Source organism: Loktanella sp. F6476L (assembly GCF_023015725.1).
GTDB lineage: Bacteria > Pseudomonadota > Alphaproteobacteria > Rhodobacterales > Rhodobacteraceae > Yoonia.
Map to the genome: position 1 here is coordinate 65,249 of NZ_JALKAR010000005.1, position 19,331 is coordinate 84,579.

Genomic DNA, 19,331 nt, shown 5'->3' on the forward strand with positions numbered 1-19,331 from the left:
CTTGCACGCGCGTCTCCCAGCCGTTTAAGCAACCATCGCCTCGGCCTTCTTCAGGTCTACGGACACAAGCTGCGACACACCCTGCTCGCCCATCGTCACACCGAACAGCCGATCCATGCGCGACATCGTCACCGCGTGGTGTGTGATGATCAAGAACCGCGTATCTGTGCGGCGTGTCATCTCATCCAACATGTCACAGAACCGGTTCACGTTCGCATCATCCAACGGCGCATCCACCTCGTCGAGCACACAGATCGGCGCAGGATTCGCGAGGAACACCGCAAAGATCAGCGCCATCGCGGTCAGGGTCTGTTCCCCACCCGACAACAGCGACAGTGTCGACAGCTTCTTGCCCGGCGGCTGGCACAAAATCTCAAGCCCCGCATCCAACGGATCATCCGATTCCACCAGTTCGAGCCGCGCCTCACCACCCCCAAACAGATGCGTAAACAACAAACCGAAGTTTTCATTCACCTGTTCAAACGCCGTCAGCAGCCGTTCACGACCTTCCTTGTTCAGCGATGCAATCCCCGTGCGCAGCGTCGCAATTGCACCTTCAAGATCGGACTTTTCGTTGACCAACAGGTCATGCTCTTCCTGCACTTCCTTCGCGTCTTCTTCGGCCCGCAGGTTCACAGCGCCCAACGCATCACGTTGGCGTTTATACTGGTTCACCTGACCTTCGATCACATCAACCGCAGGCATACTGCCCACATCAACGGCCAACCGTTCCAGCAATTCGGCGGGTGACATGTCTTGCGCTTCCAAAATCCGTTCTTCGGCATAAGCCACGGTTTCTTTCGCCGCATCTGACCGCGCCTCGGACCGCGCGCGTGCTTCGCGTGCCTCGGATGCCGTGCGTTCCGCATCCCGCTCTGCCACCGCCGCATTGCGCAGCGCAGTTTCTGCCGTGACCAATACATCAGACGCCGCCGCACGCCGCCCTTCGGCCTCGTCCACCGCATCCGCCAATTCGGCGCGTTTTTCTGCAATCTCTTCGGGTGCCGCTGCTGCCTCTGCCAGTTCCGCTTCGGACGCGGCACGGCGATCCGCCAATTCCGACGTCCGCTTGTTCGCCGTCTCTAGCCGGTATTTCCAGCCAGAGATTTCCTTCGTGATTTCCTGCGACCGCTTCAACCGCGCATCACCCTCACGGCGTAATTCGTCATAGGCTGACCGGCGGGTCATCATCATGATCCGTGCGGCTTCCACGGTCATCTTGATATCTTCAACGCGCCCACGGGCTTCATCCAGATCCTCAAGCCCCTTTGCCGCCGCTTCCGCCTCGGCCAGAGCTTTGCGCGCGATCATCGCCTCTTCGACATAGCGCTTCATCGCAAGGTTGGACGCTTCCAATTTCCCGCTCGCAAGATCGCGATCCGCCTCAGCACGGGATGCCGCCCTATTTGCCTCAGCCACCAAACGGTCCGCATCACGCCGTGCCGTCCGCGCGGTCTGATCCGCCGCCGTCAAATCCGCCAAACGACGCGTCAAAATTTCATGCGCCTGTGCGGCACCCGTGGCCTTCGCCGCGACCTCTTCCAGATCGCGCTTCAGCTCAACCAACCGGTTCAACTGCTGCAACCGCAATGCAGCCGCAGACGGGGCATCCTCGGACGCAGCCCTAAACCCGTCCCAACGCCAAACATCGCCCTCAACAGACACAAGCCGCTGCCCCGGTTTCAAAACCGCCTGCAACTGCGCGCCTTCTTCCTGCTTCACCAGCCCCACTTGGGACATCCGGCGCTCCAGAACCTCAGGCACGTCAACAAATTCGGTCAACGGTTTCACCGAATCCGGCAACGCCTGCACCGACAAATACGCAGGCAAATTCGCCCAACCCGACGCCGCATCAGGCGAAATCGCAGGGGCCCGCAAATCATCGGCCAAAGCCGCACCCAGCGCTTTTTCATACCCCGATTGGACGGTTAGCAGATCAAGCACCTGCCCCCCCTCAGCCGTATCGCGTTCTACCAATTTCGCCAGCGCATTAACCTCAGCACGCAGCGCATTCGCCTCGCCTTCAGCCTCTGACCGCTGGGACCGCGCATCGCTTTCCATCGTCTGGCATTCAGCACGGGCGGCTTCGGTCTCTACCAATGTCTCATCTGCATTCGCAGCCGTCATCACCGCCTGCTCTTCCGCAGCTTCGGCCATCTCGAAATCCGCTTCGGCCTTTTCCAAGGCCTGCGTCGCCGCCTCCATCGCCTCTTTCGCGCGGGCCGCTTCCGTTTCGTTCTTTTCCAACGTCGTGCGGCTATCGTCCAACAGACGTTTCGCGGACTGGTGACGGGCCGCCAAACGCGCCACATCTTCCGTCAATGTCTGCAGATCATCTTCACGCTCTTGCAACTTTGCGGCCCCTTCACGGGCACCGTCATTCGCTTCCTCAAGCGCATCCTCATGACCGACACCGGCCTTCGCGATCTCGGCGGCTTCCCATTCCAGCCGCTCAATCGTCTCGCCCGCATCGCGGTTCAAGCCGCCTTCGCGTTCCATATCCTTGGTCAGCTGTTCAATACGGGATTCGAGCTTCGCAATCGTTTCAACCGCGCGGCTTTCCTGCTCAGACAAGGTATCGCGCTGCACCATCAACCGCTGGAGAACAGCCGCCGCAATCGCTTCTTCTTCACGCAACGCAGGCAATGCTTCTTCGGCCAATTGGCGTGCAGTCGTGGCCTGTAACGCCTCTTTTTCCGCAGCGGCCGCAGCAACCGTGCGTTCACGCAACTGACCAGCCGCCGCGATCAAACCCTCATCCGCCTCGCGCCAACGCCGATACAGCAACATGCCTTCAGCCTGACGCAACGCATCGCCAATTTCGCGATAACGGGCCGCTTGGCGCGCCTGCCGCGCAAGCTGCGACAGTTGCGACGCCAACTGCTCAACCACATCATCAACGCGCACGAGGTTTGTCTCTGCGCCCTTCAGCTTCAGTTCCGCCTCATGGCGGCGCTGATACAGCCCCGAAATCCCGGCCGCTTCTTCCAAAATCCGACGACGGGCTTTCGGTTTCGCATTGATCAGTTCCGAAATCTGACCCTGACGGACCAAGGCAGGGGAATGCGCACCCGTTGATGCATCCGCAAACAACATCTGCACATCACGCGCGCGGACATCCTTTGTGCTGACCTTATACGCAGACCCCGCATCGCGCGTGATCCGGCGCACAACTTCCAGATTGTCCGAATCGTTGAACGCAGCGGGCGCAAGGCGATCAAAGTTATCAATCTGCAACGACACTTCGGCAAAGTTCCTTGCAGGCCGCGTCGCGGTCCCTGCAAAAATCACGTCTTCCATCCCGCCGCCGCGCATCGCCTTGGCGCGATTCTCGCCCATGACCCAGCGCAAAGCCTCAAGAAGGTTGGATTTTCCACATCCATTCGGGCCCACAACGCCAGTCAGCCCATCCGCGATAATCAAATCAGTCGGATCGACAAAGCTTTTAAAGCCATTCAAGCGAAGCTTACTAAAACGCACAGATACAGGGCCTACAGTGATTCTAACGGTCCGAAACCATCGCCCGTGACAGCGGACAAAGTCAACAAATCCACCCCGCATATGGCCAAATCCAGCCACTTATCCACAAGATATTGCGCAAATCGGCCTTTCGCCTGCTGAACACACCGCCCGCCAGAGACATCCAATTTTTCTGGATAAATCGTGACCCAGCCACTGCTGACGCCGCATCACAGACAAATCGCGTCGGTTTCATCCTTGACCCGCAGCCCCGCACAGCGCACAAAACACAGGCATGGTTCCCCGCACGGTGCAAAGCATCAGGGGATCAAACGGGAATGTGGACAGGGCCGATCCCAATTCGGAGGCCCAAAACCACAGCCGCCCCCGCGACTGTATGCGGAGAGTGCTTTGTTAAGACGCCACTGGGAAACCGGGAAGGCAACAAAGTGCATCGACCCGCAAGCCAGGAGACCGGCCTTGCATGACGAAAACCCAATCCCCGTCGGGTGTGACGGGACAAGGAGAAAAGACATGAAGACCGAAGCACGCGCAATCGCCGCTCCACAGACTAAATCCGTATCCTCGACATTGTCGTTGTTTGCCGCCGCATTTATCGGCCTTGGCATCATCGCTGTCGCTGGCCACGTACAGGCATCCACATTGCATGACGCAGCACACGACGTGCGTCACGCAACTGGCTTTCCCTGCCACTAAACACACCACACATCATGTTTAGCAAAGTTGTCGTCAGCGCATTGATCGCTGGCTTTGGGGCAGGCTTGTTCGCAGCCGTGCTCCAATTCGCATTCGTGCAGCCTATTCTGCTGCACGCTGAACTATTTGAAACTGGGGTTTTGACCCATTTTGGTGCTGATCCGTCCGCGGCCCATGTCGCACACGAGGGCGGCATCGACATCATGCGTGATGGTCTCAGCATCATGTTCTCTGCACTGATCTACGTGGGCTACGCGCTTATGCTCCTCGCGCTGATGGTCTTCGCCGAAGAACGCGGTCAACCCATCACTGCACGCACGGGCCTGATCTGGGGCATCGCGGGCTGGATCGCCGTACAAATGGCCCCCGCCTTCGGCCTAGCACCAGAACTGCCCGGCATGAACGCCGCTGATGTCGACGCCCGCCAAATCTGGTGGTTCGCCACGGTTGCCGCGACGGGCCTTGGCCTGTGGTTTATCGCGTTTGGGCGCAATTGGGCGATGTGGGGCGTTGCCATCATCCTGCTAGCTGCACCGCATATCATCGGCGCACCCATGCCCGACACGCTGACCGGACCGGCCCCACCTGAACTGGGCGCCGAATTCGCAGCACGCGCCATCGGCACAGGGCTTGCTGTCTGGGCATTGCTCGGTCTGCTACTCGGTGCTGTCTGGTCCAAAAACCTAGGGGAGGCGTGATGCGTCTGCTCCTCCTCTTCATCATCGGCCTCACCTTCGGCTTTGGCGGCGGGTTTCTTGTGGGTGGCGGCATGGGCCCGTCATCACATGACCACGCAGGTCACGGCGACATGGACCACGACATGTCCGACCTTCTGGAATGGGAAGGCACAGCACCCGACCTGTCCATCATGCTGATGCCGGACATGGGCGACGCGGCAAACCTGCATATCATGGCGGACGGTTTCACCTTCACGCCAGAAACGGTCAACACGGACCCGACCCAAGGCACGGGCCACGCCCACATCTACATCGACGGGGTGAAACTGGCGCGGACCTACAGCAACTGGTTCCACATCGATCATATCGAGACAGGCCAAGTGATCCGCGTCACCCTCAACGCCGATAATCACGCCGAATGGGGCAAAGACGGGCAACCGCTGGCCGTCGAGATCACAGCCCCATGACCTACAGTGCTGGCACCCGCGTCTTCAAACAAAACCGGAGCCGTCCGGCAGGCCGGGCGTCAACCACCCATCCATCATCTGTGTCATCATACAACCGCGCAAACGCCACCGCATCGTCCACATCCGCGTCGGTCAATCCAGCAAACACATACGTGGCCTTCCCATCCGCTTGGACGGCCATCGACACGGGCTCTGCACAAGCCGACAGGCATTCGTGCATCACAACTTCCCAACCTGTCGCCCGCCCGCGCAACGCATCTGCAAGCGCCACACCTGGTCCGTCACAGGTTTTACAAATCACAAGTCGCTTGGTCATAATGATCCCATACCAAGCCACCCAGACATTGGACATACATCATGGCAGCTAAAATTCCCGCCACCGTCGTCACCGGCTTCCTCGGGGCCGGTAAAACCACGCTCATCCGGCACATGCTGCAAAACGCAGAAGGCAAACGGATCGCGCTGATCATCAACGAATTCGGCGATCTCGGCGTTGATGGCGACATCCTCAAAGGGTGCGGCGATGAGGTCTGCACAGAAGACGATATCGTGGAATTGTCCAACGGCTGCATCTGCTGTACCGTGGCGGATGATTTCATCCCGACGATGGAACAGCTTCTGGCCCGCGATCCAAAGCCGGACCACATCGTGATCGAAACCTCGGGCCTTGCCCTGCCGCAACCACTTGTCCGCGCCTTCAACTGGCCCGGCATTTCCACCAAAGTCACCGTCGATGGCGTAGTCACCGTCGTGGACGGGCGCGCTGTCACCGACGGCCAATTCGCACACAACATCGCGGCAGTCGACGCGCAACGGGCGCAAGATGAAAACCTCGACCACGAAACACCGCTGTCCGAATTGTTCGAAGACCAGATCGCCTGCGCGGACATGATCGTCGTGAACAAGGCAGACCTGCTGTCCGACGACGAGGTCACAACGCTCACCACCAAACTCAAAACCGATAGCCGCGCTGGCGTGCAGGTGGTCAAGGCCGCGATGGGCGCCCTGCCCGTCGACGTGCTGCTCGGCCAAGGCGTCGGATCAGAGGCCGACCTCGAAGCCCGCCACGAAGTCCATCACCATCATCACCACCATGATGATGACCACCACGACGACGATCATGATCACCACCACCATGACCACGATCACGACGACTTCGAGAGCTTCATCGTCACACGCGGCGAAATCGCTGATGCGGCAGCCTTCGCTGCGCAAGTCACCGACACAATCCGTGCGCACAACATCCTGCGCCTCAAAGGCTTCGTCGCTGTCACAGGCAAACCCATGCGGCAAACGCTGCAGGCAGTTGGTCCGCGGGTCGATACCTACTTCGACCAACCCTTCGGCGACGCACCACGCGAAACACGTCTCGTTGTCATCGGCGAAGCTGGACTTGACCAAGCAGCCATCACAAAAGCGCTGACAGCATGATCATCGTGGCGGAAACAGACCCGCGTGAACCCGCAACCACAGCGCTGCTCAAAGCAAGCCACGCGCTAATGGCATCCCTGTTTCCGCCAGAAGATAACTTCTACCTCGACGTCGATGACCTCGTGTCACCAGACATCAAATTCTACACGGCACGCGAAAACGGCACGGTTCTGGGCACAGGCGCAATCGCGCTGAAACCCGACTATGCAGAGGTAAAATCAATGTTCGTGTCCGAAGACGCACGCGGCAAAGGCGTGGCAGGGGCAATCCTGCGCCAACTCGAAGACACAGCGCGGGACGCGGGTGCTACAATGATGAAATTGGAAACCGGCGACGTCTTACACGCAGCCCACAAACTCTACGAATCCCACGGTTTCAAACGCTGCGATGCGTTCCCGCCCTACAATGCGGCAGGTTCTTCCATCTTCATGGAAAAACCCCTGACATGACGCGCCGCCGTTTCCCCTCTTTTGGCCTCAAATATCCCGGGGGTTTGGGGGCTGGCCCCCAATGATCATCACGTTCAAGGGTCGCCGCCCAATATCACTTGGCTTTCTTCGCCTCTGCCGCAGCTTTCATCCGCGCCAGCAATTCCGCTTTTGTTTCACACGCGCCAAACGGCTTTTTGCCGGACCCGTGCGCGTTGTGTTCACTATGACGCGGTTGGTTTTTACCCTTCTTGGGGGCACCCGCAGCTTTATAATCCATAATCCAAACCTCTCATTTGAGGCGCACCTAACACGAGGTCCAACCAGATGCACCTGCTAGCCGCCACCCCCGGTGCAATCGACGACGGACAAGAACCTGTCGACCTCGGGCAAACCCCTGCGGACGTCATCGTGATATCTGCGGCGGACACAGAACTGGCAGCCTTGTCTGAGGCGCGTGCCGAAATGGACACCCCACCGTCCCTGCGGCTCGCCAATATGATGCACCTTCAGCATCCGATGTCTGTCGACCTGCACCTCGACAATTGCGCAACCAAATCGCGGCTCGTGATCGCGCGTGTTCTGGGCGGTGCGGGTTATTGGAAATACGGTCTTGTGCAGTATGCCGCACGCCTGCGCGAAGCAGGCGTCACTTTCGTGGCCCTACCCGGTGACGACAAGCCGGACCAAGAACTGCGTGATCTCAGCACATGCGCAAATGACGACTATGACGCGCTCTGGTCCTATTTGGTCGAAGGCGGACCACAGAACAGCACGAACTTCCTCAGCTATGCGCAGGCCATCATTGATGGCGGGACCAAACCGCAGGCCGCGTCCCCGCTGTTACGCGCTGGCGTTTACTGGCCTGGAACCGGCATTTCGTCGGTCGCGGCGGTGCACGCATTGTGCACGCCTTGTGCACGCGTTGTGCCAATCATTTTTTACCGTGCTCTGGTGCAGGGCGGTGGGCTCAATCCGATCAACAGATTGGTGAAATCCCTGCTACGAGCGGGGCTTCAACCAATGCCGGTTTTCGTGGCGTCACTGAAAGATCCACTGTCCGTGGCAACGCTCGACCAGATTTTTCAAGACGCACCACCATCGGTGATATTGAACTGCACAGCCTTCGCCGTCGGGTCGCCGCATGATGGCGACGATAGCCCGCAAAACCCTTTAACCATGGGCTCTGCGAACAACGCACCGGTGTTCCAAGTCATCCTGTCCAGCGCTTCCGAAGATGCATGGGCGGACAGCCCTCAAGGCCTGTCCGCACGCGACATCGCAATGAACGTGGCCCTGCCCGAAGTCGACGGCCGCGTGCTGTCCCGCGCGGTCAGCTTCAAAGGCGAAGCCTTCTTCGACGAAGCCACCGAATGCCCGATTGCCACCTATCAAGCACGCGGCGACAGAATTGATTTCGTCACCCAGCTTACCGCGAACTGGGCGAAGCTCCGGGAAACGCCCGCGCAGGACAAAAAGACCGCCCTCATTCTTGCCAATTATCCGAACAAAGACGGACGGTTAGCAAACGGCGTAGGCCTAGATACACCCGCCGCGACAATCCACTCGCTCAGGCTTTTAAAAGACGCAGGACAAAAAATCGACGCACCAAGTGACGCCAAATCTCTGATGGATCAGATCATGGCAGGGCCGACAAACTGGCTCACAGATCGGGCAGATACCGACGGCGGATCGTACCTGCCGCTTGATGTCTATGAACAGCACTTCAACGCGCTCCCTTGGGACGTCAAACAACAGATCACAGACAGATGGGGGTCGCCCGATGCCGATCCCTTCATCAGCGAAAAGACGGATGCGCAATCCGCGGGTTTCAAACTCAGCATCCATCACTTTGGAAATGCCGTCGTGGCCCTGCAACCGGCACGTGGATACAACATCGACCCGACGGAAACCTACCATTCCCCGGACCTCGTACCGCCGCACAACTACCTCGCTTTCTACTTCTACCTGCGGCACCACTGGGGCGCTGACGCCCTTATTCACATGGGTAAACACGGCAACCTCGAATGGTTGCCGGGCAAAGCGGTGGCGCTGTCGGAAACCTGCTGGCCCGAAGCCGTCTTTGGCCCAACGCCCCACATCTACCCGTTCATCGTCAACGATCCGGGCGAAGGGACGCAAGCCAAACGACGGACATCAGCGGTGATCATCGATCACCTGACGCCACCGCTGACGCGGGCGGAAAGCTACGGCCCGCTGCGTGATCTCGAAGCGCTGGTAGACGAATATTATGAGGCTGCAGGCGTAGACCCACGTCGCATCGATCACCTGCGCCGCGAGATCCTATCGCTTTCAGAAGTCAGCGGATTGTCCAAAGATGCAGCCTTCACCGGTGACCAAGACGGCGATCTGGCAAAGCTTGACGCCTACCTCTGTGAATTGAAAGAAGCGCAAATTCGGGACGGGCTGCATATCTTCGGACAATCACCCACCGATGATCTTGCACGTGATCTGACAATCGCCTTGGCACGCGTACCGCGCGGTGATGGGAAAGATGGGAATGCCTCACTGTTGCGTGCGATCGCGTCAGACCTCGAACTTACAATCGACCCGCTTGATTGCGATCTGGCGGCACCCGCACTTGAAAAAACTGAACTACTTGAACGGCTTACATCTGACACATGGCGGACAAACGGCGATACGGTCGAACGCCTTGAAATTCTGTCTCAGCACCTCCTGCGGGACGGGGGGTGGGGCGATGTGGGCGTAGTCCCACGAGCGTCACAACCCGTCCTCGACGAAATTGCCGCGAATATTACGCCCAAAGTCACGCAATGTGGCCCGGCAGAGTCGGCGGCGCTCCTCACCGCCCTTGCAGGGCACTTCGTCACACCGGGCCCGTCCGGCGCGCCCACCCGCGGACGGCTTGATACGCTGCCAACGGGGCGCAATTTCTACAGCGTCGATAGCCGGGCCGTGCCCACACCGACGGCTTGGGCGCTCGGGTGGAAATCGGCAAACCTGCTCATCGAAAAGCATCTGCAAGACCACGGCGACTGGCCCCGCACCATGCTTCTGACCGCATGGGGCACCGCCAACATGCGCACGGGCGGCGATGACATCGCACAGGCGCTTGCACTCATGGGTGTCAAACCAAAATGGGACAGTGCCAACCGTCGTGTCACCGGTTTCGAAATCCTTCCACAAGGCGTGCTTGGCCGCCCGCGCGTCGACGTGACCCTGCGCATTTCCGGTTTCTTCCGCGATGCGTTTCCCCAACTGATCGCCCTTGTCGATTCTGCCGCCAAAGCCGTCCAAGAGCTTGATGAGCCGGCTGATCTCAACCCTGCCGCCGCACGTGCCCAAAAGGGCGAAGACACCGCCCGTGTTTTCGGATCAAAACCGGGCGCATATGGCGCCGGCCTGCAAGCCATGATCGACGAACGCCTTTGGGCCGACAAATCCGACCTTGGCGAGGCCTACCTGACATGGGGATCGTACGCTTATGGCGCAGGCAATGATGGCGCAGAAAAGCGGGCTGCATTTGAACAGCGCCTGACCCAGACCGAAGCCGTCGTGCAAAACCAAGACAACCGCGAACACGATATCCTCGACAGTGACGATTATTATCAGTTCGAAGGCGGGGCTGCTGCTGCCATCAGCACGTTGCAAGGCCAGGATCGACCCATCTACCACAACGACCATTCCCGCCCCGAACGCCCGGTTATTCGTACGCTCGAAGATGAAATCGGTCGCGTTGTGCGGTCCCGCGTAGTGAACCCCAAATGGATCAACGGGGTCATGCGGCACGGCTACAAAGGCGCGTTTGAGATGGCCGCGACCGTGGATTACCTATTCGCCTTCGCGGCAACGACCGGTGCCGTTCGCAATCACCATTTCGATCTTGTCGAGAACGCATTTTTGGAAGACGACACCGTCCGAGACTTCATCAACGAACACAACGCGCCCGCATTGATCGAAATTGCACAAAGGCTGCAAGAAGCGATTGATCGCGATTTTTGGCAGCCGCGATCCAATTCGGCGGCGGCACGCATTCAAGAAATCATCGCCGCGGTTCCGTAACCGTTACGCCATGTTGTGTTGCTGTAGCTGCATCTCGAGCACCGCGTTCTTGATCCATGTGCGGACGGCAGCCAACCGCTGGCTCAACCGGCGGGTTTCGTGGATGACGCTCCAGACTTCGCGGTGAACCGGTGATGTATCCGGCATGGTTTCCAGTTGGCCGCCTTCGCGCATGATCACCGATGGGCCCACCGTGGCGTGGCCCGTTGCTATCGCGGCTTCACGGGCTGCGGCATATGACGACACGCGCAAGATCGGAGGCTTTCCGAAGTGCCCAACCCCGCGTCGCATGTCCGGCGTCCAATCCAGGTCTTCTTGAAGACCGATCCATTCTTTTGGCTTTGTTCCGCGTAACTGGACCAAATCAAAAGAGATGTCCGCAATTTTGCTGGTAATGAGATGGCCCTCTGTCGGCCGACCAAAACGCAATGCGATGTCTGCTTCGCCATACGCCAAAGACAACCGCCGATCCGCAGCAACAAGCGACAATTTCGTATCAGGAAAGCAATTCATTCCGCTTTCAATTTTTGGGGACAGATAATGGGTCAACAAGAATTCAAGTGACGTAATGACAATTGTCTCGCACTCTGTAGAACCGCCTTCACCAAGTTGAAATTGATCCAAACCCTTTTTGAAATTCTTTGCTAAAGTCGTCAGTTCTTCGCCCTGCGTCGTGAGAACCCATTTCCCACCCTTTTGCATCTTAAACAGGTCTGTCTCGAAATGGATCGCGATCCGCTTAATATGTCGCGAAACCGTCGTAGGGTCTGTTCTCAATAGTATAGCGGCCTGCTTCATTGTTCCGCCTTCTTTCAAAGCCAGCACATATTGCAGGTCGTTCCAATCCATCATTTCGGTTGATCCCCATCATGGTAATTCCAAAACTAACCATTTGACGTATGGGGCATGCCTAACGATCAGAGAACAGGTGCAAGAGACTAAGAAGCGCCCCAACAGCGCATTTAACCTGCCCGTAAGTATAGTGCGCATATGCGCATTCCCCACAGATATCCGGCTGCAGAATTGCAGACGTGCTGCTGCAAATGTTCACGTCGCCATGAGGAAAGTTGTTACGTAAGGTAACGATACGAAAGGGTAGGATACAAAATGACTTACAAAACGCCAACGCAACGCAACCCGCGCTACCTGTCTATACCGACACTTATCGCTTCGCTTGTGTGTGCACATCTCGTGCAGATGGCTTGCGAGCCATTAGAACTGAATGCAATCGCCTGCATCGCCGCCTACTTGTTTGGCCTTGCGCTTCCCATCGTTTTGAAGCGCGCCTTGATGCCTGACGACGAATACGCTGACCGTGGTTCGCTAGACCCAAACGACGTCCACAGGCTACCAACCAGCCGTTTTATTACGACCCCCAATGAACGTGCCCCATAACCACAGTGACCGCTCACAGAGTACGTAACCCACTGAATGCGCAACTCCGCACAGTGAACCTGCAGGGACTTCGGTCCCTGTTTTTTTGTTTGGGATTGGAAAGGTGAGACGGCTTAAACGCCAGCAGCCAATACCGCTACGCCCAGATAACTCGCAAAAAGAACCATAGAAAATAAACGCATCTGAACTGCCTCGGTATGTCTTGTCTCGTTTTTTGCCTTGATATCGCCATAGTCACAGAACCGTGAGGGGAAAAAACGCAATCGTACGCCAAGTCTTGTGATTGTGGTCAACACGTAACACACTGGGTAGACCACCCACAAAGGATGCCCCGATGACCGACACCCCCCAGCCCGACGACCGCCACGCAATGAAAATGGCCAAGAAGAAGGCCGCACGCGATAAAATCATGGCGACGAAGACTGACAAAAAGGGTCTTGTGATCATCCATACAGGTAAAGGTAAGGGTAAATCGTCTGCCGCATTCGGGATGATTTTCCGGTGCATTGCGCATGATATGAAGTGTGGCGTGGTTCAGTTCATCAAAGGCGGTATGTCAACGGGCGAACGCGATCTGATCCTGTCGAAATTCAGCGACGAATGTGCGTTCCACACAATGGGCGAAGGGTTCACGTGGGAAACGCAGGATAAGAGCCGTGACACCGAAATGGCACAAGCGGCATGGGCCAAGGCGAAAGAGCTGATCTTGGACGAGACCAACAAAATGGTCCTGCTGGACGAGATCAACATCGCGATCCGCTACGATTATGTGGACATTAACGAAGTCGTCGAATTTCTCGCCACCCAAAAGCCAGACATGACCCACGTCGTGCTAACAGGCCGCAACGCCCACGCCGACCTGATCGAAATCGCGGACTTGGTGACCGAAATGGAGCTGGTCAAGCACCCGTTCCGGTCAGGGATCAAAGCGCAAATCGGGGTGGAATACTAACCCCTTCCTGCGCGAAAGCCCTTAGATTGCGAACACAACGCTTAGCATTGTGCCGTCGTTTTGCGTTTCATAGTCAAGGTGCCCGTTCATTTGCACCGCAGCGGCAGACATCAGGCGCGCGCCCATTCCGCTACGCCCGTCTGCCTCTGCATCGTGACCGCCGTATTTGCCCACACCGTTATCACGACAGGTCAGCCGCCCTTCGGCCTGATCTGTCGTAAGTGCGATTTCCACAAGCCCTGAGCGGCCGTTAGGAAAAGCATGCTTAATTGAATTGGCGACAAATTCACTGACGATCATCCCCAACGCAGACGCCTTGCGCGCATCAAGCGCCACATCGACCGCATCGACTGTCAACGCGATGTTATCGGGGGCAACATCGGCAAGCAGTCGCACCACCCGATCAAGATACGGCTTGGTATCAACCGAATTGTGTCCTTTGCTGCCCATCAGTTCACTGTGCAGCGTCCCTACGGCGGAAATCCGGCGTTCAACCGTATCCAGTACACCTTGCGCATCGACGTCGTCGATACTTCGGGCCGCGACGCGCAGAACGGACGCAATCGTCTGCAAGGAATTCTTCACGCGGTGGTCCATCTCGGCCTTCAGCGCTTCTTCCAAAGCGAGCCGTTTGCGCAGTTCAAGCTGCACCATCACTTGGCGCGATAGCGTCTTCAGTGATTGCTTCTGAAACTCTGTCAGTTGCCGCGGTTTGTGATCCAGCACACAAAGCGTCCCGATGGGCATGCCGTTAGGGGCCACCAAGTTCGCCCCTGCGTAGAACTGCACACCGACCTCACCGGTATGAAGCGGGTTATCCGCTGTGCGCTGGTCCTTGGACATGTCGGAAACTTCCAAGAAGTCATCTTCCAAGATCGCATGCGAGCAAACCGATTGATCCAATGTCGTTTCCGTCGGATCAAAACCAACGCGAGCCTTGAACCACTGGCGGTCATCATCAACCAAACTGATCAGCGACACGGGTACGTCACAAATAGCCGATGCCAAGGCAACGATATCGTTGAAATCGGCCTCATTCGCGGAATCGAGAACGTCGTACGACGCCAAAGTTGCAAGACGTTGATCCTGTTGGGGATGTTTTTCAGCTAACAACGGAGCGGTCCTTCATAATATGAGGCGTGATCCCTGATAATGGTAAATGCTTTTGACGTTTGCAATGTACCATTCGCAGGCTTTGCCTTTACCTTTGGTCAAGTTGATCACTCAACAGTCACTTGCCCAAAAAAGCGACAGGGTTTACCGATGCCTTGAGGCCGTACAACTTGTGCAAGGGGAACGTCATGTCCAAGCAACCTGCCGCCCCCGTTGTTGATGGGCCCATGCAGCAGACCTTTCAACCGCTTTTGATGCTCAGTCACCTTACCCCTGTTGCCGAAGGATCGCAGCGGATCATCTACGTGCACCCGACCGATCCGACCAGACTGATCAAGGTGCTCAAACCCATCGCAGACACCAAGCGCCGCGCGAAGCTTGCCACGTTTACGGAACGCCATTTTCCAAGCCTCCGCACCCGCTGGACCCGCAAGGAATACGGCGAATACCTGCGGATGATGCTCCACATCCGCCCCACCGATATTCCACCCATTACGCATATGTACGGCTTTGTGCAGACCGATGTGGGGTTAGGATGCATTTCGGAAAACGTCACTGACGGTGGGCTTGGCCAAACGCTACACGCGACCAAAGACAATCTGAGTGCCACCGACCTTGCATTGTTCAATGACACCATCGCACGACTGTACCGGTTTGGCATTCGGGCCGGCGATATGACCGCGCGCAATTTCGTGTTTGGCCATCGCGACTACGCAGGCCAACAGGGGCCGCGAGAATGTGTTCTTGTGGATGGGTTCGGCGATATTCACGCGATCCCCGTCAGATCCATCAATGATTGGTGCAACGCGCTGGGTCTTGACGATAGCTGCAAACGTCTTGCTGCGAAAACCGGCTTGCGGTGGGACGCCAAACAACGTCAATTTAGTCTGAACTAGATAGGAGCCCCCGATGCCAAAACACCGCGTCCTCACCGAATTTGGCATGGGCACGTCGCTCCGCCGACAGGATTACACCCAAGCGGCCAAACGGGCGCTGCAAGACGCGCTATGGCATAATTCCATCAACATGGCCGAACTCTTTGGGTTCCCGAAAGAAGCCATGATCATTGACGTGGAAATTGCTGTGCAAAATCCGGATCAAGTCGATACCGATGCGTTGCTCGATATCTTTCCTTACGGACAACCCAGTGTGACGGTACAACATGGCGGGCTTGATGTGCCGCGCCCTGACGGCAACCCAACAGTCATCGCCAACGCCGCGATCAACGTGTCGTTTATGATGGAGCGGACATAATGGACCAGCGTGTGATCATCGAAATGGGTATGGGCAACGACCTGCACGGCATGGATTACCAAAAGGCGGCCAAACGCGCGATTGAAGACGCGTTTCGCCATTCGACCCTACCCTTATTTCAAAGCATAGACCTGCCAACCGACACGATGCGGGTGCAGGTCACGGTTGGCGTGCAGGAGCCGGACAAACTAGACACCGCCGCACTCGCGCAGATGCTGCCGCGTGGACGGGCCACGGTCACGGCAACCAAAGGCGGGCAGAACGTGGCGAACGCGGAAACCGGCGACACGGCCGTGATCGCAACAGCAGCAATCGAGGCGTTTTTGCCCAGTCAAAAAGACAACTGGCAGCAGAGCGACGCCTAACCGCATCTTTTGGCCCTCAATATCCTTTGCGAAGCACAATCGCAGGGCCGGATGGCCCTGCAAACAATCATGTGCGCATCTGCGCTCAATCAGGTCGCGTCACTGCACAGCCTTTTCAGTTGGAAAACCCAACAGGCGGATTAAGTCCTTTGGCAACAGATTACGAAGGATGAACACATGACAACGCTTCTTGGCATTTCAGGCGCTTTACGCGCAAAATCCACCAACACCATGCTCGTGCGCCACGCAGCACAAGTATTCGGCGCAGATACGTTTATCGAAGCTGACCTGCGGGTTCCGCTTTACGATGGCGATCTCGAAGAAAATGAAGGCATTCCCGCCGCCGTCCAGAAACTGTCTGATCAGATTGCACAGGCAGACGCGGTTATCATTTCGACACCCGAGTATAATAAAAATATCCCCGGCGTGTTGAAGAATGCGTTTGACTGGGTCAGCCGGACAGAAGGCGCGCCATGGGCAGACAAACCCGTCGCCATTATGTCAGCAACGGCCGGTCGGTCTGGCGGTGAACGGACACAAACACACCTTGTTTCGGTCCTTGCGCCATTCCGGCCAAAACTAATCCTTGGGCCAGAGGTTCTTGTTGGCGCGAACTACGAGCAATTCGACGAAAGCGGTTTGCTGACAAACGAAGTGAACCTCAAAGCGCTCAACGATTTGATGGATCGCCTGAAAGCTGCAATTTAAGCGCGGTTTGATACCTCGATCAAGTTTCCGTCGGGGTCATTAATATACAAAGAAACGATTGGCCCCGTGGCGCCTGTGCGTGCGATGGAGCCTTCGAGAACCTTGATCTCATGTTTGTCGAAATGGGCGTGCCACATCGAAAGCTGGGTTTCGCTGAGAAAACACAGGTCCGCACTGCCCGTCGTCGGAGTCATGGCATGGGGCGCGAATGGCGAAGCCGCAGGATGCAGGTTGATCTTCTGATCCCCGAACTTCAGCGCCCAGCGCGTTGATCCATCTGCGGGTTGGAATGCTTCTGCCGTCATACCCAAAATCTGCGTGTAGAATGCGATGCTGCGATCAACGTCCGCGACGGTCAAAACCAGATGATCAAGCGACGTGACTGCGGGCATTTGCACCCTCCTTCCATTCGGGTTAGGCCACATCATGCAGTCGAAAACCCATCAAACGCAATCCATCACCGACACACTTGATCCGGCGCGGGCGGCCGCCTTGGAAGCTACGCTTGGACAAACACCGTCGATCCAAAGCGGTGATGCCTTGCCGCCGTTTGCCCATCATATCTACTTTTGGGATGCGCAGACGCCTGACGAACTTGGCCCCGATGGCCACCCTGCGACGGGCGGGTTTATCCCCGATCTAGGATTGCCGCGTCGCATGTGGGCCGCGGGTCGGATTGTGCAACATCAACCCTTGAAGGCAGGCATCAAGGCCGAAAAAGTAAGCACAGTGGAAGCCGTGACGCGCAAAGACGGGCGTTCAGGCCCGTTGGCATTTGTCCGCGTCCGCCACGACATCAAACAGCGTCATGCCTTGGCCGTGACGGAATGGCAGGAACTGGTGTATCGCCCGCAAGATGCGAAGCCGGCCGACCCGACGCCTGCGCCAAAAGTTGCGGCGCATTCCGAACCGCTGGTATTCACGTCGACCCAGTTGTTTCGGTATTCCGCCCTGACATTTAACGGCCACCGCATTCATTATGATGCTGACTATGCCCGCGATGTAGAAGGTTACGCCGGTGTTGTTGTGCACGGCCCGTTGTTGGCGCATCTGATGATGCAGCTTGCCGTAAAATTGCACGGCGATTTCACCGATTTCAGCTATCGCGGATCGTCCCCATTGATTTTGGGTGAGGCTGCAACGCTTTGCGCCAATGACGGTCATTTTTGGGTGCGTGGCGGCGATGGTCGGTTGTGCACAAGCGGTCAAATCACCGCCTAAAGGTTCTGATCCGCCTGAAACGCATCAGGAATGCGGTCGACGCCGTCTAGGATCAGATCGGCCATGACCTGTCCGACCAATGGCGCCATTCCAAAACCGATCTTGAACCCACCATTAGCAACAAAAGCACCGTCCTCGAACGGATGATGCCCCAACATCGGCGCACGACTGCGACTACGCGGGCGGACCCCCGCCCAGCGTTCAATCACCGGTGCGCCCGATAGCACGGGAAACGCGGCAATGGCGCGGGCGTGGATGTCATCCAGTTGTGCATCCACGGCAGTCGGATCATCAAACTCACGCTCGGACGTGGACCCGACCGCGACTGTGCCGTCGGCATGCGGCACGATATGTAAGGCATCGGCGAACAATTGCGGTGCGCCGATTGCTGCGTGTTTCAACAACAGCGCTTGGCCCTTCACGCCGTTACCGATCTGGCGTGTATGACGATTTGTCATGTCGACCAACCCTTGCCAGCCTGTGGCCCATACGACCTTACCCTCAGCCTTTCCGCTGGTTTCGATCCGCCCGCCAAGTTTTGTGATTGCTGCGGCCAACGCTTTGGTCGCCCGTCGCGGATGGATCAAACCGGACAACGTATCCCGCACGACAAAACCGGACGGCGACGGCGGAATCCATGCCCCGAGTGTATCCGCAGAAACCACGTCCCAGATCGCCCGACCTTCCCACAGTTCTGCCGCCGTGACGGCCCGCTTACGCGCCAAATCGACGGCAGCATCATCCGCCAATGGCTGCAACCGCCCTGAGCGTGCATAGCCGACATCGTGCCCGGTCAACACCTCTACTTCGGTCCAGAACGCGTCCGCCATCATCAGGCTTTCGAATTGAAACGCTTTCTTACTGTTCCAGTTTTCCGGCACATGTGGGGCCAATGCGCCAACCAGACCACCGCTGGCCCCAGCTGCGACACCGTTGGGATCAATGATCTGCACCGCGGCGCCGCGCACCGCGCAGGCATAACCGACCGATAGGCCAAACACCCCTGCCCCCATGATCGTCACATCTGCGATTGCCATCGTCGTCTTATCCCCGCAAAGATGCCTTAACCCCAAGACACATGCGACACGTAAGGCAAAACC

General features: G+C 57.4%; 20 protein-coding genes and 1 riboswitch. Of the genes, 13 read left to right on the plus strand and 7 right to left on the minus strand.

What is annotated here, in order from left to right; all coding sequences use genetic code 11:
* Positions 1-24: 24 nt before the first annotated feature.
* On the minus strand, positions 25-3,480 hold the full coding sequence (gene smc / locus MWU61_RS11370; protein WP_247128490.1) for a chromosome segregation protein SMC: 3,456 nt from the start codon (positions 3,478-3,480) through the stop codon (positions 25-27).
* A gap of 258 nt (positions 3,481-3,738) precedes the next feature.
* A riboswitch (cobalamin riboswitch) is annotated at positions 3,739-3,957 on the plus strand.
* A 36-nt stretch (positions 3,958-3,993) separates the two neighbouring features.
* On the opposite strand from smc, the gene MWU61_RS11375 reads away from it, so the two are divergent.
* The 3 genes from MWU61_RS11375 to MWU61_RS11385 are packed head-to-tail and all read left to right on the plus strand — an operon-like array spanning position 3,994 to position 5,320.
* Entirely contained in the window at positions 3,994-4,176 is a 183-nt protein-coding gene (locus MWU61_RS11375) for a CbtB domain-containing protein (protein ID WP_247128491.1), read from the plus strand.
* Between the two features lie 14 nt (positions 4,177-4,190).
* Complete coding sequence (locus MWU61_RS11380) at positions 4,191-4,874, plus strand: CbtA family protein (RefSeq protein ID WP_247128492.1); 684 nt, start codon at positions 4,191-4,193, stop codon at positions 4,872-4,874.
* Positions 4,874-5,320, plus strand: coding sequence for a hypothetical protein (locus MWU61_RS11385; RefSeq protein WP_247128493.1), 447 nt, complete (start codon positions 4,874-4,876; stop codon positions 5,318-5,320). The genes MWU61_RS11380 and MWU61_RS11385 overlap by 1 nt, the downstream gene beginning before the upstream one ends.
* A 1-nt stretch (position 5,321) precedes the next feature.
* On the opposite strand, the gene MWU61_RS11390 is transcribed toward MWU61_RS11385, so the two are convergent.
* Entirely contained in the window at positions 5,322-5,636 is a 315-nt protein-coding gene (locus MWU61_RS11390; RefSeq protein ID WP_247128494.1) for a DUF1636 family protein, read from the minus strand.
* A 41-nt stretch (positions 5,637-5,677) separates the two neighbouring features.
* Between MWU61_RS11390 and cobW the strand changes: the two genes are divergently transcribed.
* A complete protein-coding gene (gene cobW / locus MWU61_RS11395) occupies positions 5,678-6,751 on the plus strand; it encodes a cobalamin biosynthesis protein CobW (RefSeq protein WP_247128495.1) in 1,074 nt (357 codons plus the stop codon).
* Positions 6,748-7,200, plus strand: a complete 453-nt coding sequence (locus tag MWU61_RS11400) for a GNAT family N-acetyltransferase (protein ID WP_247128496.1) — start codon at positions 6,748-6,750, stop codon at positions 7,198-7,200. Before cobW ends, MWU61_RS11400 begins: the two co-directional genes overlap by 4 nt.
* A gap of 94 nt (positions 7,201-7,294) precedes the next feature.
* Here the strand turns inward: MWU61_RS11400 and MWU61_RS11405 are convergent, their stop codons facing one another.
* On the minus strand, positions 7,295-7,459 hold the full coding sequence (locus MWU61_RS11405; RefSeq protein ID WP_247128497.1) for a hypothetical protein: 165 nt from the start codon (positions 7,457-7,459) through the stop codon (positions 7,295-7,297).
* Positions 7,460-7,506: 47 nt separating this feature from the next.
* Here MWU61_RS11405 and cobN point away from each other — a divergent pair, with 47 nt between their 5' ends.
* Positions 7,507-11,223, plus strand: a complete 3,717-nt coding sequence (cobN, locus tag MWU61_RS11410) for a cobaltochelatase subunit CobN (protein WP_247128498.1) — start codon at positions 7,507-7,509, stop codon at positions 11,221-11,223.
* A 3-nt stretch (positions 11,224-11,226) separates the two neighbouring features.
* Here cobN and MWU61_RS11415 read toward each other — a convergent pair whose 3' ends face one another.
* Positions 11,227-12,075, minus strand: coding sequence for a LysR family transcriptional regulator (locus MWU61_RS11415; protein ID WP_247128499.1), 849 nt, complete (start codon positions 12,073-12,075; stop codon positions 11,227-11,229).
* 255 nt (positions 12,076-12,330) lie between these two features.
* Between MWU61_RS11415 and MWU61_RS11420 the strand changes: the two genes are divergently transcribed.
* Positions 12,331-12,618: a hypothetical protein gene (locus MWU61_RS11420; protein WP_247128500.1), complete on the plus strand. Its 288-nt coding sequence runs from the start codon at positions 12,331-12,333 to the stop codon at positions 12,616-12,618.
* A 334-nt stretch (positions 12,619-12,952) separates the two neighbouring features.
* The gene (gene cobO, locus MWU61_RS11425) at positions 12,953-13,570 is read left to right on the plus strand and encodes a cob(I)yrinic acid a,c-diamide adenosyltransferase (protein WP_247128501.1); all 618 of its coding nucleotides are present in this window, start codon (positions 12,953-12,955) and stop codon (positions 13,568-13,570) included.
* A gap of 21 nt (positions 13,571-13,591) precedes the next feature.
* On the opposite strand, the gene MWU61_RS11430 is transcribed toward cobO, so the two are convergent.
* A complete protein-coding gene (locus MWU61_RS11430; protein ID WP_247128502.1) occupies positions 13,592-14,683 on the minus strand; it encodes a histidine kinase dimerization/phosphoacceptor domain -containing protein in 1,092 nt (363 codons plus the stop codon).
* Between the two features lie 188 nt (positions 14,684-14,871).
* On the opposite strand from MWU61_RS11430, the gene MWU61_RS11435 reads away from it, so the two are divergent.
* From MWU61_RS11435 to MWU61_RS11450, 4 genes are all read left to right on the plus strand, one after another.
* Positions 14,872-15,579, plus strand: a complete 708-nt coding sequence (locus tag MWU61_RS11435) for a YrbL family protein (protein ID WP_247128503.1) — start codon at positions 14,872-14,874, stop codon at positions 15,577-15,579.
* 13 nt (positions 15,580-15,592) lie between these two features.
* Positions 15,593-15,937, plus strand: coding sequence for a Lin0512 family protein (locus MWU61_RS11440; protein ID WP_247128504.1), 345 nt, complete (start codon positions 15,593-15,595; stop codon positions 15,935-15,937).
* Positions 15,937-16,302 carry a Lin0512 family protein gene (locus MWU61_RS11445; RefSeq protein ID WP_247128505.1) on the plus strand — a complete coding sequence of 122 codons (366 nt, stop codon included), beginning with the start codon at positions 15,937-15,939 and terminating at the stop codon, positions 16,300-16,302. Before MWU61_RS11440 ends, MWU61_RS11445 begins: the two co-directional genes overlap by 1 nt.
* A 177-nt stretch (positions 16,303-16,479) precedes the next feature.
* Positions 16,480-17,010 carry an NAD(P)H-dependent oxidoreductase gene (locus MWU61_RS11450; RefSeq protein ID WP_247128506.1) on the plus strand — a complete coding sequence of 177 codons (531 nt, stop codon included), beginning with the start codon at positions 16,480-16,482 and terminating at the stop codon, positions 17,008-17,010.
* Here MWU61_RS11450 and MWU61_RS11455 read toward each other — a convergent pair.
* Positions 17,007-17,402, minus strand: a complete 396-nt coding sequence (locus tag MWU61_RS11455; protein WP_247128507.1) for a VOC family protein — start codon at positions 17,400-17,402, stop codon at positions 17,007-17,009. The two genes, MWU61_RS11450 and MWU61_RS11455, sit on opposite strands and share 4 nt — an antisense overlap.
* A gap of 34 nt (positions 17,403-17,436) precedes the next feature.
* Here MWU61_RS11455 and MWU61_RS11460 point away from each other — a divergent pair, with 34 nt between their 5' ends.
* Positions 17,437-18,231: an acyl dehydratase gene (locus tag MWU61_RS11460; protein ID WP_247128508.1), complete on the plus strand. Its 795-nt coding sequence runs from the start codon at positions 17,437-17,439 to the stop codon at positions 18,229-18,231.
* Here MWU61_RS11460 and MWU61_RS11465 read toward each other — a convergent pair.
* Positions 18,228-19,268, minus strand: coding sequence for an FAD-dependent oxidoreductase (locus MWU61_RS11465; RefSeq protein ID WP_247128509.1), 1,041 nt, complete (start codon positions 19,266-19,268; stop codon positions 18,228-18,230). The genes MWU61_RS11460 and MWU61_RS11465 overlap by 4 nt on opposite strands.
* Positions 19,269-19,331 lie beyond the last annotated feature (63 nt).

Bases quoted from the DNA above. Each gene is read 5' to 3' on its own strand.
- MWU61_RS11400 (WP_247128496.1), top strand. From the start codon at position 6,748: ATGATCATCGTGGCGGAAACAGACCCGCGTGAACCCGCAACCACAGCG.
- cobO (WP_247128501.1), top strand. From the start codon at position 12,953: ATGACCGACACCCCCCAGCCCGACGACCGCCACGCAATGAAAATGGCC.
- MWU61_RS11390 (WP_247128494.1), bottom strand. From the start codon at position 5,636: ATGACCAAGCGACTTGTGATTTGTAAAACCTGTGACGGACCAGGTGTG.
- MWU61_RS11420 (WP_247128500.1), top strand. From the start codon at position 12,331: ATGACTTACAAAACGCCAACGCAACGCAACCCGCGCTACCTGTCTATA.
- MWU61_RS11460 (WP_247128508.1), top strand. From the start codon at position 17,437: ATGCAGTCGAAAACCCATCAAACGCAATCCATCACCGACACACTTGAT.
- MWU61_RS11450 (WP_247128506.1), top strand. From the start codon at position 16,480: ATGACAACGCTTCTTGGCATTTCAGGCGCTTTACGCGCAAAATCCACC.
- MWU61_RS11405 (WP_247128497.1), bottom strand. From the start codon at position 7,459: ATGGATTATAAAGCTGCGGGTGCCCCCAAGAAGGGTAAAAACCAACCG.
- MWU61_RS11380 (WP_247128492.1), top strand. From the start codon at position 4,191: ATGTTTAGCAAAGTTGTCGTCAGCGCATTGATCGCTGGCTTTGGGGCA.
- MWU61_RS11455 (WP_247128507.1), bottom strand. From the start codon at position 17,402: ATGCCCGCAGTCACGTCGCTTGATCATCTGGTTTTGACCGTCGCGGAC.
- cobW (WP_247128495.1), top strand. From the start codon at position 5,678: ATGGCAGCTAAAATTCCCGCCACCGTCGTCACCGGCTTCCTCGGGGCC.
- MWU61_RS11465 (WP_247128509.1), bottom strand. From the start codon at position 19,268: ATGGCAATCGCAGATGTGACGATCATGGGGGCAGGGGTGTTTGGCCTA.
- MWU61_RS11445 (WP_247128505.1), top strand. From the start codon at position 15,937: ATGGACCAGCGTGTGATCATCGAAATGGGTATGGGCAACGACCTGCAC.
- MWU61_RS11440 (WP_247128504.1), top strand. From the start codon at position 15,593: ATGCCAAAACACCGCGTCCTCACCGAATTTGGCATGGGCACGTCGCTC.
- MWU61_RS11415 (WP_247128499.1), bottom strand. From the start codon at position 12,075: ATGATGGATTGGAACGACCTGCAATATGTGCTGGCTTTGAAAGAAGGC.
- cobN (WP_247128498.1), top strand. From the start codon at position 7,507: ATGCACCTGCTAGCCGCCACCCCCGGTGCAATCGACGACGGACAAGAA.
- MWU61_RS11435 (WP_247128503.1), top strand. From the start codon at position 14,872: ATGTCCAAGCAACCTGCCGCCCCCGTTGTTGATGGGCCCATGCAGCAG.
- MWU61_RS11375 (WP_247128491.1), top strand. From the start codon at position 3,994: ATGAAGACCGAAGCACGCGCAATCGCCGCTCCACAGACTAAATCCGTA.
- MWU61_RS11385 (WP_247128493.1), top strand. From the start codon at position 4,874: ATGCGTCTGCTCCTCCTCTTCATCATCGGCCTCACCTTCGGCTTTGGC.